This window comes from Acinetobacter sp. ANC 3781, assembly GCF_004331285.1.
Classification (GTDB): domain Bacteria; phylum Pseudomonadota; class Gammaproteobacteria; order Pseudomonadales; family Moraxellaceae; genus Acinetobacter.
The window spans coordinates 180,653-197,867 of the sequence record NZ_SJOH01000001.1; the positions used below are offsets into that span (position 1 = coordinate 180,653).

Sequence of the window (17,215 nt, forward strand, 5' to 3'; positions counted from 1 at the left end):
GAGAAACCTTATGAGTGCTCAGTTATTTGTTGTAGCGACCCCAATTGGGCACTTAGATGACATTACTTATCGTGCGATTGATGTTTTAAAGTCAGTCAGTATTATCGCGGCAGAAGATACGCGTACTTCTGCTCAATTATTAAAGCATCATAATATATCAACTCCCCTAACTGCGTGTCATGAGCATAATGAAAGCAACAAAATAGATATATTGATTCAAAGATTGCTGAATGGCGAAAATATGGCTTTAATTAGTGATGCAGGGACACCGCTGATTAGTGACCCGGGTTTTAAACTGGTTCGTGCCGCGCAAGAGCAAAATATTCGTGTGGTTCCTGTGCCGGGTGCTTGTGCTGCAATTGCCGCACTCAGTTCTGTCGGTTTACCGAGCGACCGTTTCAGTTTTCAAGGCTTTTTGCCTTCTCGTCAATCCCAGCGCCGAATTCAGTTGGAAAAACTGAAAGATGAAACCCAAACTTTAATTTTTTATGAAGCACCTCATCGCATTTTAGATTCTGTTAAAGATATGGCTGATATTTTTGGTGCAGACCGCCCGGTTGGCTTTGCCCGTGAAATTACCAAAACATTTGAAACCATCAAAAAAATGACTTTGGCCGATTTGATTCAACTGATTGAATCCGATCATAACCAGCAAAAAGGTGAAATTGTTTTAGTCATTGGGGGTGCAACGGTAGAAAAGGATTTAGATCAAGAAAAACTGGATCAGTTATTGACTCGCTTATTGCAAGATTTATCAGTAAAAGCAGCTTCACAGTTGGCCGCTGATTTGACGGGCATTAAAAAGAAAGTGGCCTATCAACGTGCTTTAGAACTCACCGCTAATGATTAAAATGCATCACTAAAAACAAAAAAAGCATCACTTGTGTGATGCTTTTTTATAGTCTTGGACAAAATCAAGGATTAGACCATTAACCCTTAGCAGATTCATCTGCAGGAACTTCGGTAATACGGCCACCTTGAGCAAGAAAAGCAGCAAGTTCATCTTCTAAGGCTTGGCGCTTTTTAAGTTTAGCCGTCACGGTTAAAGTTTCTGCCTCAGCCACATCGCCATCAGTTGGCGTAACTTCACTGACAGATGCACCTTTTTCAGCAGCTTTCGCTTCATCTTCATCTACTGCAGATTCTTCTACTTCATCGTAGTCATTCATATCTGTCATGGCTGTTTCTCCCCATAAATAATGTCTAGCGTTCCAATGTGAATTGGTTTTGAATTAGGAAGAAATTTAGCAATCTCTGATCATTTCGGATAGAGTGAAATACAAAAAAATCGTATCTTTTTTAATCAAAAAAGTAAACTTATATAAATATTTGTACAAAAAGCAGCATTTCAGGCTCAAACTGCATAACAAGTGTTTTTTAGAGTCTGTAATCCATTCGCTTGCGACATAAAAGCATCTTTTAAGGCAGCATGTTGCTCCACTTGTTTTAAGCCAAAATTTCGCGCCCAAACCACTGGGAAAAGTTGTGCGGTTTCCATCCAGCCAATCGCAGACATGCTATGCATCATGGCATCATTTTGTCCTTTACGACGGTGTTCATAACGCTGCAAAGTCTGTTCATGTGCCCATACGCCACGCTTTTTGTCATGCAGTAATGCATCACATAGAATTGCTGCATCCAGACAACCAATATTCACCCCTTGCCCTGCAAGAGGATGAATCACATGTGCAGCATCGCCAATCAGGGCTAAACCAGCTTTCACATATTGCTGTGCGGCACGTGCTTTAAGCGGGAATTGTGCCCGTGGTGTCGCTTCTAATATTTCACCCAACATGTGATGACTCTCGCGCGTTAAAAGTTCAGTAAATGCGCCATCATCTAGAGCTGCATATTCTTCTGCGTAATCATCAGGTAATGTCCAGACAATCGATTGCCAATAGCCGTTTTGTTCCGGCTTTAAACTGGCCATCGGTAAAAATGCCAAGGGGCCGGTTTCAAGGAAAATCTGACGGGCCACATGTTGGTGGGACTGTGCAGTTCGAATTGCGCAAGTTAAACCTGCTTGCTTGTAATCCATTATGTCCAGATCAATAAAGGCTTGTTCCCGGACAAATGAATTTGCACCATCTGCACCAATCACCAGTTTGGTTCTAAGCTCGGTACCATCCGCCAGGTGAATATGCCAAACCCCTACACCCTGTTCTACACGTATGACTTTGACTTGGGTACGGTAATCTTGCAGCTGTTGCAGCATTTTTTGCTGAATGGCTAAATTCAAAATACTCGGCTCAACCATCGAACCTAACGTATGTTCAGCACCAGGTGTATTTTGGCTGGCTTGACCAAAATTGATTTCACCATAACCATTTTTATTCCAGACCTGCATGCCGCTATAGGGCATCTGACGTGCAAGCTTTTCCCACACATGCACTGTTTTGAGCAAATGAATCGTGGCCTGGCTAAGGGCCAAAACACGCGGATTTGTAATAGAAAGAACTTTTTGTTCATCTAAAATAGGTGCGGCATCGAGTACAGTCGCCTGAACACCACCTTGAGCCAGCAACAATGCGGTTAAGCCACCCACCAGGCCACCACCAATCACAACGACATCTAACACCTCCAGAACGTCACTCATGCTTTTAGCCCCATTGCATAATTTGCTACCAATGGCTTAACGCCCGGAATCATATCAAAAGCAAGCAATCCGGTATTACGGATCAATTTGAGCACTGGATTTTGATTACTAAAACCACGTACCACACTGTCGCAAAACTTGATCACACGTTGTTGATCGTTTAATCGTGCCTGCTCGTAAGCAAGTAACATACTTGGCTCACCAATATCTTCTGATTTGGATAATTGCTCTATCAGAGAGCGTACCAATACATAAGCATCTCGCATACACAGGTTAAAGCCCTGCCCTGCAACTGGGTGAATCGTATGTGCAGCATTGCCCATTAATACTACACGACCGACTGCCTGTTTTTCAGCAAGTACTTGTGACAATGGGAAACTGAAACGACGACCAGTTTTTTGGAACTTGCCTGCCCGGTCGCCATAGGTTTCTTGCAAAGCATCTAGGAAGTGCTGATCGTTTTCTTCACCGAGCCATTCACCTTCTGTACCTTTTTTCACTGGCCACACCACTGAACGACGATATTCACCCGGTAAAGGTAGAAGTGCCAGAGGCCCTAAATGGCTAAAACGTTCGAAACCAACATGGTGATGGGGTTTCGAGGTTTGTACCGTCGTAACAATAGCGACCTGATCATAATCATACTCATCTGCACCAATGCCAAGAGCTTGACGGCAAAAAGAGTCCCGACCGTCAGCAGCAATGACCAGTTTAGCTTGCAGAGAGAAGCTTTCTTCACCACGTACAGCTTCGATATGAGCTTGATCAGTATCTTGTGTGAGTGAAATGACTTGTACACCATCAATTAATTCAATCAGGGGCTGTTTTTGCACTTCAGTGAGCAGCACACGGCCCAACCAGGCATTCTCAATTACCTGGCCAAAGCTTTCGACTTTTTCTTGATCTGCTTTTAAACGTGCCTTACCAAAACTGCCCTGTTCAGTAATATTGACTTCCAGAATAGGCGTAGCATGTTCTTGTAAGGCATTCCATAAACCCAGTTCTTGATAAATTTGTACACTACGACGGGATAATGCGCTATTTCGCGCATCAAAACTGGAGTGATACGGCGCAAGATTGGCATCATCATAATTTGGATATTTGATGGCTTCTAACAGCTTTACCCCAATGTTTGCTTTAGCTAACATTAAGGCCAAACTTAGCCCCACCATACCACCGCCTACGATGATCACTTCTTGCTGCATGCCTTGATCCTTTTATGTCGTATCTAGTAAGTTTTAGATACTTATAATCTTGATTGATTTTATATTACCTCAAAGATTTTCATTTTTATAATGAATTAGCGCTTCGCTTGTAAGTGATATTCGATTGTCGGTAAATTTCGGCTATCTAACTTGCCTTTTGAGATAAAATGTAAACAGAAATATATAAGTTTTAGCTCTTCTCATAAAAAAAACGGAGCTTAAGCTCCGTTTTTTCCAGATCAACTCAGTTATTAAAATAAGCCAATAATATAAATTACGGAAGAATTGACTTAATTAGGATCCAAGTTAGTCTTTGTATTCGATCCTACTCTCTGCTAACGCATTACTCTTGTCTGAGGCTCATGATGTACTGATTTACCTAATTTAGTAGCTGTATAAATCAAATAAAGTGCAGATAAACCAACCAAGACATAAACAATTCGAGATAGAGGGCTCATTTCACCAAAGATTGCAGCGACCAAATTGAAATCAAATGCACCAATTAATCCCCAGTTGATGCCACCAATAATGGTTAAAGCATAAGCAATCCAGTCTATAGTGTTTAATCTCATAATTTTTCTCCTGCTCTTCTTTAAGTTTATTTGAGGATCAAAGAAAGTATGAGAAAAAAATCAGCTTTAATATGTTGCTTTGATGCTAAAAACCGATTTCCTATGTTGAATTCGTGTCAGTTTTTAGAACTTAAATTTTAACTGGGTTGGTTTTATTCGAGTTATGCTTGATAAACGTAAATTAAATTGCCTTTTGATTGAATGCTTATCCTGCGTTCACATTTTCTTCCTAAATCAAGTTAATTCTCCTTAAAATATATAAATGTTTCACTCAAAGATAATGCATCTTTAATAAAAAAGCCGATCATCTGACCGGCTTTTAACTCACTATGAAACTCGCTTAGGTTACTTTCGCTTTAGCCATCAATGCTTCAATATCTTCTACTGTTTTCACCACATCCTTGGTGAGTACGAGTGGCCCATTTTCAGTAGCGACCACATCATCTTCGATACGAATGCCAATACCACGCCATTTCGTCTCAACCGTTTCATCATCTGGTGCAATATATAAGCCCGGCTCAACGGTAACGACCATACCCTCTTCATAGGTGCGCCATTCACCGTCCATTTTATATGAACCCACATCATGCACATCCATACCCAACCAGTGCCCCGTACCATGCATATAGAACTGACGGAAGGATTCAGTACGGATAATTTCTTCAATATCGCCTTTCATTAAGCCAAGCTCCACCAAACCTTCAACCATAATGCGAACAGCAATATGATGCGGTTGTTTATAGGAATTGCCGACACGTACCGCGTCAATCGCAGCTAGTTGTGCTTTTAGTACAACTTGGTATAAAGCTTTCTGTTCAGGACTGAACTTGCCATTAACCGGAAAAGTACGGGTAATATCCGATGCATACAGTTGATATTCAGCTGCTGCATCAATTAGAACCAGATCACCATCTTTCAGTTCTTTATCATTTTCCACATAATGCAGAATACAGCCATTGGCACCGCCACCAACGATACTATTATAGGCAGGAACGCAGCCATTTTTGCCAAAAATGTAATTTAGCTCTGCTTCCAGTGCATATTCCATCATGCCTGGTTTAACCGTTTGCATGGCACGCATATGTGCTTCACTACTGATATTCGATGCAATTTGCATCAAGGCAATTTCTTTTGTAGATTTGTGCAAACGCATTTCATCTAAAATACGATCCAGCTGAATCATATGTGCAGGCGCTGACGTACCTCGACGTGATTCACCATTTGCCTCAGCAACCCACTTTGCTACACGTGCATCAAAATCAGCTTGCTGGCCAATCCGATAGAACAGTTTTTGTTTATCGAGCAATTTCTCGATAATCTCTTCATCTAACAGATCGATGGCATACGCTTCATCAGCCTCATAATCATCTACTGCACCATCTACACCGGCACGGTAACCGTTCCATATTTCCATTTCCCGGTTACGTTCACGGCAGAACAAGCTATAAGTATAACCTTCATCAATAGACTCAAAAGTCTCAATGACAGCCACTGCTTCAGGTTCTGCAAATCCTGTCAGGTAAAAAAAGCTGCTGTCCGCACGAAATTTATAATCTGCATCACGGTTACGCATGGCAACCGGACTGGTGGCAATAATCGCAATACTGTGCGGACCCATTTCTTCTGCCAGGCGGTCGCGACGTTCCTGAAAATCTGCTTGAGTCAGTTTCATCATTAAGTTTACTTTTGTCTTTTATGAGTGGAGTTTATAACTTTTTAAATGGTCTATTGTTGAACCAGAATCGCCCGAATTAGCTCGGACGATGGGGGGTAAACATTTCTACAACACTGTTTGGCTCTGTAGGCGCTGCACTTTTCAATTGAGGCTGAATCTTTTTCAGCAAAGGCGTTTCTGCAATTTCTACTTTCTTGCGTCCCAATGATAAGCTGACAGGAATTAAGCGTACAAATTCATATAACTCCTGATAGCTTTCTTCACCTTCTTCGTCATCATCAGATTCTTCAAACTCAACTGCTGCAACATCTTGAAGATGTTCAACCCATTCGACTTCATCTTGACGGATGTGACCTGAAGCCAAACCAAAACCAAGTACAACCCCTGCACACCAGTCTGCCAACGCTTGTACACGATCCGCAAGAACGTGCTCGTCATCAGGAAGAAGAGGTAAATAGTCGAGTTCATCATCTGATAAAGCATGGGCAATATCTTCCGCTTCATCTGCGAGCAGATTCAGAACATGTTCATCCAATGCTGGAATTTCAAGACTTGCTAAAATTTGTTGCCATTCATCACTGGTAGGTGCTTGAGTAACACAAACAATACCTGTAAGTAACCCATGTAACTCACTTGGGCTTGAAATCTCTTCAATTTTTGAAAAATTGTGGTGCCATTCCGACCAACCTGAAATATCGTCTTGCATTCGCTTATCCAATCTCTATACTTCGTATATATTACCTTTGTTTGCAATACTGTGCGACTACGATATGTTAGAAGAATTACAGCGTCTACAGGCGCATCTTGGCGTTTTAAAAACGCGACTTACGCATTATGAAAGTGAAAATAGTGCACTCACCGCGGCAAAAGAAAATTCTGCCGAGCATCACCACGCTCAAATTGTGCAAAAGAACGGCATTATCACCAAGAAACAAGAAGAAATAGACGATCTGAGTGAACAATTAAGTGATGCACGGTCTCAATTCAAACAATTGAATACAGATGCGAGCTCTTTAGCAGACCGTTATAGCCGTTTGGAAAAAAGTTGTACCGATCTTAAAAATCGTTTTCAGGAAATTCTGGCTGAACGTAATGAATTACGTGTCATTAAAGAAAAAATGCAAAATGAACAACGTCTTGCTCAACAAGAAATTCAGGGTTTGCAGCAGGAACGAGAAAGATTGTTACAAAAAAATGAACATGCCAAGGCTAAGGTTGAAGCCATTATTCAGCGTTTGTCTATTTTAGGAACTGCTCAAGACCAGCACGCGCAAGAAATTCAACAACTTGCCCATCCGACAGAAGCCAATGAGGACATTTAAGCATGAGTGAACAAATTGCTGTTGAGCTGCGCGTATTGGGACATAATTTTCGTTTAGCCACCACTGAAACTGAAAAGGCTGATTTGGAACGTGCGGCTGAATTGTTAAATGGAAAATATGATGATTTTCGTCGTAAAGCCCCACGTCTAGAGCCAACCAAACTGATTATTATGGTTGCGCTGGAGTTGATGCAAGAAGTGCTCGCGATGAATAAATCGTTGCAAGAGTACGCTCACTGCGAACGCTTATTGGCGACCATTTTAGAAGATGTGGATGATTTGGCTTAATTTTTGTTAAAATCGGGTAAAGTATCGGCAGTTGAAATCTAAGTTTACAGTTCCTGCACACGGATGATTTGCCAATACGCGATTATTGGTTATACTTGTTTCATCTCTGAGATGTTCGCCAGCGAGTCAGATTCCCCTGAGCCGATATCTACATCCCCGGATGCGTTCTGTATATTTAGAGTGTATGCCTGCCTTCGTGTAGGTAACCCAGCAAGTATGCGCCGCGTCCACCTTGAACTTTAGGGTTCAAGGGTAATGACATGCAGCGGCATCTTCGGAGTGTTTTTAGTTACTTATTTGAAAACAAATCTAATAAAAATTTCTACCTCTTTCTTTGTTCTTTTTTAAGTATTTGTATACTCTATATATAAAACTATTTTCCCAGCTCTGCGAGTTAGACTAAAAGAGGTCTGAGAAGAAAATTAATATTCCTATTTTAATTTATTGAAGATTTAATCAAAAAATATAGTTAATCTACAGGCCAAACCCGTATTCAGTTCGAGTATTGATATTCTTCATATATCAGATATTTCACTTAAAATTAACAGCGGCTCTTAGATTTTTATCTGAAGTAAATACCTACAACATAAAATAAAACCTGTACTGCTTCCCTAATTCCCCAATTCCGTATGCATAAGTTTTAAATCAGTAAGCGGGGCGGGTTTCGCATAAAAATAACCCTGAAGCAAATCGCAACCTTGCTGATATAACAAACTGGCCTGTTTCAGTGTTTCTACACCTTCGGCCACCACTTCTAAATTAAGCTGATGTGCCAGGTGAATAATGGATTGAACAATCGCAGCATCCTGATTATTTATGGTTAATTCTTCAATAAAGCTACGGTCCAACTTGATTTGATTGATGGGTAAACGGCGTAAATAACTGAGGCTTGAATAACCGGTACCAAAGTCATCAATTGCTACTTGTACCCCTAAAGCACGTACCGATTTTAAAATTTCTACTGTTCTTTCTGCCCCTGTGATAATTACACCTTCTGTAATTTCAATTTTAAGCAATTCAGGAGACAAATGACTTATTTCCAGCACATAGTTAAGTCCCTCTAGAAAACCGGTTCTACCGAACTGTAAGGGAGAAATATTGACTGAAACGGTAAGCTGAGTATTGTGTTGCCGGTTCCATTCAGCAATATCTAAACAGGCTTTTTCTAATACCCATTGACCAATCGCGACAATCTGTCCAGTTCTTTCTGCTAAAGGGATAAACACATCCGGGAAAATATAACCTCGCTCTGGATGACACCAACGTACAAGCGCCTCCACCCCCTTAACCCTTCCAGTCGAGGGGTGAACCAGAGGTTGATAAAACAGATTAAACTGTTTCTGCTGGATAGCTTCCCTAAGTTCCAGACGCAAATGTGCATAATCTATTTCTGGTACAATTTTATTATTACTTTCTTTATACCATTGCCAAGTATTACGACCTTGTTTTTTTGCTTCCTTCATTGCCAAAACAGACTGATATAAGAGCTCAGTAGACTGTTGTATAGAACCGTTATCTACGGCTATGCCAATACTGGCACTCAAATGGATCGGGTGATTATCTACCTGAAAAAGTTGTGAAAGAAGATCGAGAATCTTTTCGGCTAATGCAATGACGCTCTTCTGATTCTGGGGACCCGATATCAGTAATGCAAATTCATCTTCAGCAAAACGACTGAGAAAATCATCTTCTTTTAGAAAATTTTGCAGCCGCTCACCCACACTCTTGAGAATTTGATTACCTACCTGATGCCCCAAGCTATCATTCATAGACTTAAAGTCATCTAGATCTATGTAAAACAGGATTAAAGGCTTTAAACTATCGCGTTGTGATTCAAAAGATTGCTCTAAAAAAATTTCAAAAGCTTTCTGATTAGGTAATCCAGTTAAATAATCATGGCTGTGTTGATGCTTAATATATTCCTCATGAATACGTTGTTGAGTCGTATCTTCCTGAATTCCCAGAAAATGACTACAATTCCCCTCTTTATCCAACACAGGTCCCAACGTTAAACGGCTCCAGAACCAGCTTCCATCCTTACAATAATTTTTTAACGTAAGCTGAACTTCTTTTTGTTCTATCACTGCTTGCTTGAGTAATAAAACCTGCTCTAGATCGGTATCGAAACCCTGTAAAAAATTGCAGCTCTGTCCGATTATTTCTTGCTCTGTATAACCTGTTAAATTAAGGAATGCAGGATTACCATAAACCATTAACATTTCTTCAGATGCATCAGTAATAAATATAGCGTTAGGACTCGCTTCTACCCCAAGTTTCAATAGGCGTAAATTTTCCTGATTTTTTCGACTTAGGCTAATGTCGCGTGCTATCCCAAATACCCCTGTAACTTTTTGATTTTGTTTAACAGGCAAATTAGTTAGCTCAAGCCACAAGATTTCTCCTGAGGCATTATAAATAGGGATTTCATAATATTGAGCCTTACCTTGACTCGCTTCTTCAAATGCAGCGTTAGCCAATTGATGATATTCAGCAGGAATAAATGCACAGTAATGTTGGCCCCGAATTTGCTTTTCAGAAAAACCCGTAATTTCACGACATGCAATATTTGTGTTTAGAATATGCCCGTGTATATCAAGTTCAAAAATTACATCGGGATGATAAGTATAAAATGAACTATATTTTTCATTCATGACCAGTCGTCGTTGGCGTTCATCGTTGAGTTCAATCGCTAATGCAACTAAGGTTGAAGCTTGTTCTAAAAGCTTAATATGACGTTCAGTTGGTATTTTTGAGGTTTTGTAATAAGTTGCAAAAGTTCCATAGAGGGTGCCTGTCGCGCTTATGATAGGTGAAGCCCAACAGCTAGAGAGTTTTTCCGCTTTAATCACGGCACGATACGCCTCCCAATGATCATCTTTCATCAAGTTTGGACTAATCACCACCTTGCGCAGAAATGCAGCCGCTCCAAAGGCTCCCTGATGTGGACCTATTTTTAAGCCATCGATTGCTGTGCAATACTGATCTGAAAAATGCTGTTTCCCACTGACCAGTTTTAAAGTCTGCTCTTGTTCTGAATAGAGCATAATAGTGACTAGTGCATTTGAAATACATAATTCAAGCCACTGGGTAACTGCATTCAAAATACAGGTAAGATCTGTATGTTGTCCAATGAGGTTAAAAATATGCTGGGTACCCTGGTCATCATATTTTTTTTTCATTTATAAACCCTATCTTCCGTGGCTTTGCTACATTTCAAGTCCAACTCTAGCTTAATTATCACAGGAAATGTGTGTTTATTCGAGTATAAGTGAGCAAGATTAATTAGAGAAATATTTGATTGAATATTTCTGTAAACATTCATTTATTTTATAAGCAATTTTTAAAACCTTGATAATAGCAATAATTAACTTTATTGCCCTTTTTTCAATAAAACTCAATTTAGAACTATAATTTCAAAATAAATAGGTTTGCCCCATAAGCTCACCTTGCGATCAGGTCGTCATAATGAAATATAGCCCTGATCAATAGCGGTATTTAAGATAAGATGAAATAAGAAGTTCATTGTTAGCTTTATATAAAATCCCCCATATAAAAAGCCCCATCTACTTTCTCAAGCGATGGGGCATCTAGCAGCATGTATGTACAGAACTGAAGAAAATTTATTCAGATTTAGTCTGGTCATATTTCTGATATTCGACTTCAGTAAATATATTAGACTCATAATCGTGCACAGGAATACAAAATAATTTACTTAGAAACTTAATCATAGTCTTCACCTGTATTAATAAGTTAATGTTCAGAAAATAAAATTAGCGATGCAATTGTTGATATACCCATTTCAAAAATTCATTTTTATCCCTTAATGGAGGTGCCAATTTAATATTAATGATTTCTCGACTTCCAAATTTACCTACAATCTTGCCAGGCGAATCAAATCTGATTGCAGTAGGAAAATCTTCATGTATTGCCGAAAAAAACTCCAGCAATAAATCCAGCTCACTTTTCGATTTAAAGCCAGGTCTTTCTGCAATAAAGTTATAAACTTGCTGCAATATATGAAAATTAGCACTATTTTTCATTTTTTTTAATCAAGTAAGTGGTTAATTAAGCTATATATAGTGCATGCATCTCTCTTTATATTTAGAAAATATTTGTTAAGTATTTGTTTATTTTTATTACAAAAAAAGCCCATTTTCACATGGGCTTTTAATTTTTTATTTTGTGTACTGATCCACTTTTCCAAGACAACGCGGCTTGAAAGAAATACTAGTTTCTCCTAATAACTTAGGCATATTCCTCTGTTAAGACTTTAAATACTTTTCCTGTTCGAGGATGAGTAAATGTCTCGTCATAACTTAAATCAATTACTTTGTCTGTAAGCGCAATTTTAAACAAAGGTATCCATGCTTCATCATTACTGGCTTCCTGTTGAGCTCTTTCATAAATTCGCTCTACAACAATCTCTGTGCCGCAACTACTTTTAGCACTGACCTCTTTTAATTTATGAAGTTTAGGCATATTTGTATCTCTCTTATTTTTCCAAGACATTATAAAAAGGCGCTAAGTAAAAATTGTAAATTTTATAATTAGATATGTAATGATTTCTTTAGAGTTAGAAACTCATTTAATATTTTTAGTAAGGTTAGAATAAGAAGCTCTAAGCCAGTTGATTAACCTTTCTCCTCCTTTCTTATCGCACATGCAGATTTTATTGTTTCAACATGAAAGGTATATCTCTATATGAATGGAAACTATTTTTGTAAGCAATCAAAAAAATCTCCAGATAAAAAGCATTATAGAGCGTAGCAATTATGATCATACATTCATTTATGCAGCAGTTCTGCTCAGGCTCGCAATATTGTAGAGATTAGAAGAAACTCTGCCAGAAGCATGTCTAAGTTTCTAACATGCTGCAAAGGTCTTATATTTTAACTGTTCATGGCAGCTGCACGAATACGGTTGTATTGCTCACCCTAAAACAAGATGAAAAAGTGTGCTAACGAATCGGGTTTAAAACAGTTATGGTCTTATGCCTATACAATGAAAATGATTTATAGAAGGTTCTAGAAAAGTTTCGAAGTAGAGTGATTGTCCATTTAAACAAGAGCATGAATGAGCTGTCATTACGCCCTCTCGTATATTGAATGCACAAAGTCATAGCACAGACCTGTCAGACAATACAGACCAATAGACTTCAGCAGATATCTCTCTTAGTTAAAAATATTTCATTAAAATCGTTAGCATAACTTTATGATCAGGTCGAAATTAAAAAGGGATCTATTTCAGATCCCTTTTTAGATACTTAGATTCAATACTTTCTTCAATCTATTTTCATGACTATTTTTTAGGCAAAAAAATACCCAAAATTTTCATCTTGACTATGCTCTATGAATGCCTAGGCTTTTAGTCTTATTCAGATTTTTGCAAACGTAGTGCATTAATCACCACAGATAAAGAACTTAAGGACATCGCTACCGCGGCAAGCATCGGTGTTAATAATAGACCGGTTAATGGATAGAAAATACCTGCCGCAACTGGCACGCCTAAGCCATTATAGACAAAAGAAAATGCCAAGTTCTGCTTCATATTTTTTACGCCCAGTTTCGCCATATGAATGGCATCAGCCACACCGCGGATATCCCCTTTGACCAGGGTAACTTGAGCCGTTTGTTTGGCAATATCGGTACCATTGCCCATCGCAATCCCGACATTGGCTTGTGCAAGTGCAGGTGCATCGTTAATACCATCGCCTGCCATTGCCACAACTTGTCCTTGCGCCTGAAATTTTTTCACAATGTCTAATTTTTCAGTCGGGGTGCAGTTACCATAGACCTGCTGAATTCCTAGCTCAGCCGCAACCAGTTTTGCATTTTGTTCATGGTCACCTGTAGCCATCACCACCTCTATGCCATCAGCAATCAGCTGATCTATTACCTGATGTGCATTGTGTTTAATCGCATCATGAATCGAGATATATGCCAAAACTTGCTGTTCATTGGCCAAGAAGCTAATCACATTACCCTTTGAACGTTGCTGATCAAGTTGCGCTTGAATATTTTCATTTAACGTTAAGCTCAGTTGATCAATCAGTTTTTGGCTGCCCACATACAATATTTGATTTTCAATGTGACCTTTGACACCAAAGCCTGTAATATCTTCAAAGTCATTAACTTTAATCAATTGATTATTCGGAATGAGCTTTGTCAAAGTTTGTGCAATTGGATGAGTTGAATATTGTTCAATTGATGCAATCCATTGTTCTACTTGCGCTTGCTGAACTGTATCTGAAAGCAGTTTAATCTCTTTCAAGCTCGGTTTACCTTCAGTCAAGGTTCCGGTTTTATCGATAATTAAAGTCGTGACTTTGCTTAAAGCTTCAATCGCTTCTGCATCTTTAAACAGTACACCTTTTTGCGCTGCCCGGCCTGTGGTCGCCATCACCGACATCGGGGTTGCCAGACCTAAGGCACATGGACAAGCAATAATCAGTACAGCCACTGCACACATGAGTGCCAAATCAAATTGAGCTTTGCCAAACACCATCCAGGCAATAAAGGTCAACACACTAATTGCTAAAACAATCACCACAAAATATTTGGCAAATACATCGGCAAGACGTTGCAACGGTGCTTTTGAACGCTGTGCTTCGACTACGGTTTGAATCATTTTTGCTAAGGTGGTATTTGCGCCCACTGCCGTGGTTTGAATGCGGATACTACCCTGCTGATTCACCGTACCGCCAATCACCCGGTCATCAATTTCTTTTTTGACCGGAACAGGTTCACCCGTCATCATCGCTTCGTCAACATAGGTTTTACCTTCCACCACAATGCCATCGAGTGGGATCTGATCACCGGAAGAAATCTGCAAGATATCACCCTGTTTTACCATGCCAACATCCACTTCCACCACCTGATCATGCTGCACCAGTTTTGCGGTATGCGGCTGCAGTTTCAGCAAGGATTTAAGTGCGTCTGCTGTTTTGGCACGGGCTTTCAACTCCATAATTTGCCCAAGCAGACTTAATGAAACAATCATACAAGCCGCTTCATAATACACAGCGACCCCATGACCGGTTTTGGCCTGCATGGGAATTAAAGATGGGAAAATAGTTGCAACCACACTATAAATAAAAGCTGCAAGTACCCCAACACCAATCAAGCTCCACATGTTGAGGTTGCGGGTTTTATAAGAGATCCAGCAGCGTTCAATGAATGGTTTACCCGCCCAGAGCACCACTGGAATAGAAAGCACCAGTTCAATCCAAGGCTGAATATGCTGCGGAATAAAGGCATGAATATGCGAACCCATCGCCAATACAAACACAATTAAAGTCAGCGGTAAAGTCATCCAGAAACGATGACTGAAATCGACCAGCTCAGGATTCGGCGCATCATTTAAGGTCGGTTGCATCGGCTCTAAAGCCATCCCACAAATTGGACAGGTTCCTGGTCCTTTTTGCACAATTTCAGGGTCCATGGGACAGGTATAATCCATATCCGCAGCGCCTTCCGGTACAGGTCGCTGATCCGCCGGTATCAGATAAAACTCCGGGTCGCCTTTAAATTTTTCCAGACAAGACGGATTACAGAAATAGTAAGTTTTAGTCTGATACTCTGTTTTTAAATCGGTTGCCGTATCCACTGACATGCCACATACAGGATCGATCTCTGAACTCTGTGCAGATGAAGGATGAGTTCCGTCACAGCAGCCAGATTTCTTTTCTTCAACTGCTAATTTTTCTTGTGAACTGCAGCAGGAGGAAACTGTTTGCTTAGTTTGCAGATATTGTTCAGGCTGCTGGGTAAATTGAGTCAGACAGCGTTCTGAACAGAGATAATAGTCTTGCGATTGAAACTGAGTGTGAAACTTAGAATCCGTTTTAACCTGCATGCCGCAGACCGGATCGGTGACGGTGGTTTGCATCTCTAATCCAGCTTTTGAATCTCTGCCGCTACCACATCCCTTTTGTTCTGCTGTTTTACGCTGCGATGTACAACCACAACCCGAAGTCTCAGATTTATTTTTTTCTAAATACTGTTTTGGATTGGCCTGAAATTTATTCAAACAACCCTGACAGCAAAAATAATAATGTTGTCCCAAATATTCCGTGTTCGGCTTGGACAAATCTGTCACGGTCATGCCGCAGACCGGATCAATATATTGCTGCGCTTCAGCTTTTTGACCGCCACAGCATGGAGATGAGGCCGCTACAACTTTAGCTTTATTTGCACAGCCACAGCCTGATTTAGGCTTGGTTTCTTGAAGGTAAGCTTCAGGTTTTTTAATAAACTTTTGTTTGCAGCCATCACAACAAAATAAATATTTTTCCCCCCGATATTCAAAATAATGTTCTGAACTTTCCGAAATATTCATGCTACAAACTGGATCAACTTTTACCAATTCAAGACCTGAAGCCTGTTTTTTACAGCAGGAAGATTTTTGTTGCTCATTCATCCGACTCACCTGTTTTATTCTTGCATTGTGTTAGCATAAAGTCTGTACCTAGGTACAGAGTCAAGTCATTTGAGGATATTTTATGCTCACCATCGGAAAACTGGCCAAACAGTGTCATGTAAATGTCGAAACCATTCGTTATTATCAACGCATCGGTTTAATGCGCGTACCTGAAACCACGCAGAACTATCGTTATTACAATGATAAAGATATGGAAACCTTAAGCTTTATTCAAAAAGGCAAAGATGCAGGTTTGCAACTTAGTGAAATACAGGAATTACTGCAACTTCAGCTCGATGATCGAGAGCAAGTGAGACATGTCATTGAGCAACGATTAAAAAAAATCGATCAAAGAATCCGGGAATTACAAGCACTCAAAACCCGTTTAAGCAGCTGGATAGATGAATGCAAAACTACAAATGACAGCGGTTGTCCGATTTTGAAAGAGCTGAAAAACAGTTAAACTCCTTTTACGATGAAGATTTTTGTATTTTTTGGGAACGAATAAAAGATGTCAGTGGATTTAAAAATTTTACGCAAGCAACTTCGACATCAACGTAGAGTCGTTTCCAGTTTTCAACAAAAGCAAGCTCAACAAAAAGTACTTCAGCAACTTATCCGGCTAAAATCTTTTCAGCATGCAAAAAAAATTGGTGTTTACCTGCATGCTTTTGGAGAGCTTAATACCAACCAGATTATCGAGTACTGTTTTAAACAGCATAAACAAGTTTATTTGCCGATGATTTGCAATATGAACCAGCAATTGCACTGGGTTAAAATCACGCAACAACAATATCGAAACAATCGGTTCTCCCATCATCCTTTCGGTATGAAAGAACCCATGGCCAGTCGCGGCTTGCATGTATCTAAACTCGACCTGTTAATCATGCCTTTATTGGCCTGCGATATTTATGGCACACGCATTGGTATGGGTGGCGGCTACTATGACAAAACCTTAGCCAGTGCGGGCCAGCGCCCTTTTCGTTTAGGAATTGCACATGACTTTCAGTTGATTGAGCAACGTTTGCATCGTGAAACTTGGGATCAACCTCTGGATGCCTTACTCACTCCTTCACGTTATTTATATTTCAAATGCTAATCCGGTATTTTTTGACCACCATGAACACGTCTAAATCATAC

General features: G+C 39.8%; 15 protein-coding genes and 1 other RNA gene. 6 read left to right on the forward strand and 10 right to left on the reverse strand.

Annotated features, from left to right (window positions below):
* The first annotated feature begins 10 nt into the window (after positions 1-10).
* Positions 11-850: a 16S rRNA (cytidine(1402)-2'-O)-methyltransferase gene (gene rsmI / locus E0H89_RS00970; RefSeq protein WP_131213758.1), complete on the forward strand. Its 840-nt coding sequence runs from the start codon at positions 11-13 to the stop codon at positions 848-850.
* 79 nt (positions 851-929) lie between these two features.
* Here rsmI and E0H89_RS00975 read toward each other — a convergent pair whose 3' ends face one another.
* From E0H89_RS00975 to E0H89_RS01000, 6 genes are all read right to left on the reverse strand, one after another.
* Positions 930-1,178, reverse strand: a complete 249-nt coding sequence (locus E0H89_RS00975) for a hypothetical protein (protein WP_131213760.1) — start codon at positions 1,176-1,178, stop codon at positions 930-932.
* A gap of 176 nt (positions 1,179-1,354) precedes the next feature.
* Positions 1,355-2,596 carry an FAD-dependent monooxygenase gene (locus E0H89_RS00980; protein ID WP_131213762.1) on the reverse strand — a complete coding sequence of 414 codons (1,242 nt, stop codon included), beginning with the start codon at positions 2,594-2,596 and terminating at the stop codon, positions 1,355-1,357.
* Positions 2,593-3,801, reverse strand: coding sequence for a 2-octaprenyl-6-methoxyphenyl hydroxylase (gene ubiH / locus E0H89_RS00985; protein WP_131213764.1), 1,209 nt, complete (start codon positions 3,799-3,801; stop codon positions 2,593-2,595). The genes E0H89_RS00980 and ubiH overlap by 4 nt, the downstream gene beginning before the upstream one ends.
* A 335-nt stretch (positions 3,802-4,136) precedes the next feature.
* Positions 4,137-4,373 (reverse strand): DUF378 domain-containing protein, encoded by a 237-nt coding sequence (locus E0H89_RS00990; RefSeq protein ID WP_131213766.1) that lies wholly within the window; start codon positions 4,371-4,373, stop codon positions 4,137-4,139.
* Between the two features lie 340 nt (positions 4,374-4,713).
* Positions 4,714-6,045, reverse strand: a complete 1,332-nt coding sequence (gene pepP, locus E0H89_RS00995; RefSeq protein ID WP_165493996.1) for a Xaa-Pro aminopeptidase — start codon at positions 6,043-6,045, stop codon at positions 4,714-4,716.
* Positions 6,046-6,124: 79 nt separating this feature from the next.
* Entirely contained in the window at positions 6,125-6,754 is a 630-nt protein-coding gene (locus E0H89_RS01000; RefSeq protein ID WP_131213770.1) for a UPF0149 family protein, read from the reverse strand.
* A gap of 64 nt (positions 6,755-6,818) precedes the next feature.
* Between E0H89_RS01000 and E0H89_RS01005 the strand changes: the two genes are divergently transcribed.
* From E0H89_RS01005 to ssrS, 3 genes are all read left to right on the forward strand, one after another.
* On the forward strand, positions 6,819-7,370 hold the full coding sequence (locus E0H89_RS01005; RefSeq protein WP_131213772.1) for a hypothetical protein: 552 nt from the start codon (positions 6,819-6,821) through the stop codon (positions 7,368-7,370).
* Positions 7,371-7,372: 2 nt separating this feature from the next.
* Positions 7,373-7,657 (forward strand): cell division protein ZapA, encoded by a 285-nt coding sequence (locus tag E0H89_RS01010; RefSeq protein WP_131213774.1) that lies wholly within the window; start codon positions 7,373-7,375, stop codon positions 7,655-7,657.
* A 100-nt stretch (positions 7,658-7,757) separates the two neighbouring features.
* Positions 7,758-7,941, forward strand: a non-coding RNA gene (gene ssrS / locus E0H89_RS01015) — 6S RNA.
* Between the two features lie 327 nt (positions 7,942-8,268).
* On the opposite strand, the gene E0H89_RS01020 is transcribed toward ssrS, so the two are convergent.
* The 4 genes from E0H89_RS01020 to E0H89_RS01035 all read right to left on the reverse strand — a co-directional run bounded on the left by E0H89_RS01020 (position 8,269) and on the right by E0H89_RS01035 (position 16,075).
* On the reverse strand, positions 8,269-10,836 hold the full coding sequence (locus E0H89_RS01020; RefSeq protein WP_131213776.1) for a bifunctional diguanylate cyclase/phosphodiesterase: 2,568 nt from the start codon (positions 10,834-10,836) through the stop codon (positions 8,269-8,271).
* A gap of 591 nt (positions 10,837-11,427) precedes the next feature.
* Positions 11,428-11,697 (reverse strand): hypothetical protein, encoded by a 270-nt coding sequence (locus E0H89_RS01025; RefSeq protein WP_131213778.1) that lies wholly within the window; start codon positions 11,695-11,697, stop codon positions 11,428-11,430.
* Between the two features lie 205 nt (positions 11,698-11,902).
* Positions 11,903-12,136, reverse strand: coding sequence for a hypothetical protein (locus tag E0H89_RS01030; RefSeq protein WP_131213781.1), 234 nt, complete (start codon positions 12,134-12,136; stop codon positions 11,903-11,905).
* Positions 12,137-13,027: 891 nt separating this feature from the next.
* Positions 13,028-16,075 carry a heavy metal translocating P-type ATPase gene (locus tag E0H89_RS01035; protein ID WP_131213784.1) on the reverse strand — a complete coding sequence of 1,016 codons (3,048 nt, stop codon included), beginning with the start codon at positions 16,073-16,075 and terminating at the stop codon, positions 13,028-13,030.
* 82 nt (positions 16,076-16,157) lie between these two features.
* Here E0H89_RS01035 and E0H89_RS01040 point away from each other — a divergent pair, with 82 nt between their 5' ends.
* Together E0H89_RS01040 and E0H89_RS01045 are read left to right on the forward strand one after the other, a co-directional pair.
* A complete protein-coding gene (locus tag E0H89_RS01040; RefSeq protein ID WP_131213787.1) occupies positions 16,158-16,538 on the forward strand; it encodes a MerR family transcriptional regulator in 381 nt (126 codons plus the stop codon).
* 48 nt (positions 16,539-16,586) lie between these two features.
* Complete coding sequence (locus E0H89_RS01045; protein ID WP_131213790.1) at positions 16,587-17,174, forward strand: 5-formyltetrahydrofolate cyclo-ligase; 588 nt, start codon at positions 16,587-16,589, stop codon at positions 17,172-17,174.
* Positions 17,175-17,215 lie beyond the last annotated feature (41 nt).

Coding starts and splice junctions, on each gene's coding strand:
- rsmI (WP_131213758.1), top strand. CDS start 11: ATGAGTGCTCAGTTATTTGTTGTAGCGACCCCAATTGGGCACTTAGAT.
- E0H89_RS00975 (WP_131213760.1), bottom strand. CDS start 1,178: ATGACAGATATGAATGACTACGATGAAGTAGAAGAATCTGCAGTAGAT.
- E0H89_RS00980 (WP_131213762.1), bottom strand. CDS start 2,596: ATGAGTGACGTTCTGGAGGTGTTAGATGTCGTTGTGATTGGTGGTGGC.
- ubiH (WP_131213764.1), bottom strand. CDS start 3,801: ATGCAGCAAGAAGTGATCATCGTAGGCGGTGGTATGGTGGGGCTAAGT.
- E0H89_RS00990 (WP_131213766.1), bottom strand. CDS start 4,373: ATGAGATTAAACACTATAGACTGGATTGCTTATGCTTTAACCATTATT.
- pepP (WP_165493996.1), bottom strand. CDS start 6,045: ATGAAACTGACTCAAGCAGATTTTCAGGAACGTCGCGACCGCCTGGCA.
- E0H89_RS01000 (WP_131213770.1), bottom strand. CDS start 6,754: ATGCAAGACGATATTTCAGGTTGGTCGGAATGGCACCACAATTTTTCA.
- E0H89_RS01005 (WP_131213772.1), top strand. CDS start 6,819: ATGTTAGAAGAATTACAGCGTCTACAGGCGCATCTTGGCGTTTTAAAA.
- E0H89_RS01010 (WP_131213774.1), top strand. CDS start 7,373: ATGAGTGAACAAATTGCTGTTGAGCTGCGCGTATTGGGACATAATTTT.
- E0H89_RS01020 (WP_131213776.1), bottom strand. CDS start 10,836: ATGAAAAAAAAATATGATGACCAGGGTACCCAGCATATTTTTAACCTC.
- E0H89_RS01025 (WP_131213778.1), bottom strand. CDS start 11,697: ATGAAAAATAGTGCTAATTTTCATATATTGCAGCAAGTTTATAACTTT.
- E0H89_RS01030 (WP_131213781.1), bottom strand. CDS start 12,136: ATGCCTAAACTTCATAAATTAAAAGAGGTCAGTGCTAAAAGTAGTTGC.
- E0H89_RS01035 (WP_131213784.1), bottom strand. CDS start 16,075: ATGAATGAGCAACAAAAATCTTCCTGCTGTAAAAAACAGGCTTCAGGT.
- E0H89_RS01040 (WP_131213787.1), top strand. CDS start 16,158: ATGCTCACCATCGGAAAACTGGCCAAACAGTGTCATGTAAATGTCGAA.
- E0H89_RS01045 (WP_131213790.1), top strand. CDS start 16,587: ATGTCAGTGGATTTAAAAATTTTACGCAAGCAACTTCGACATCAACGT.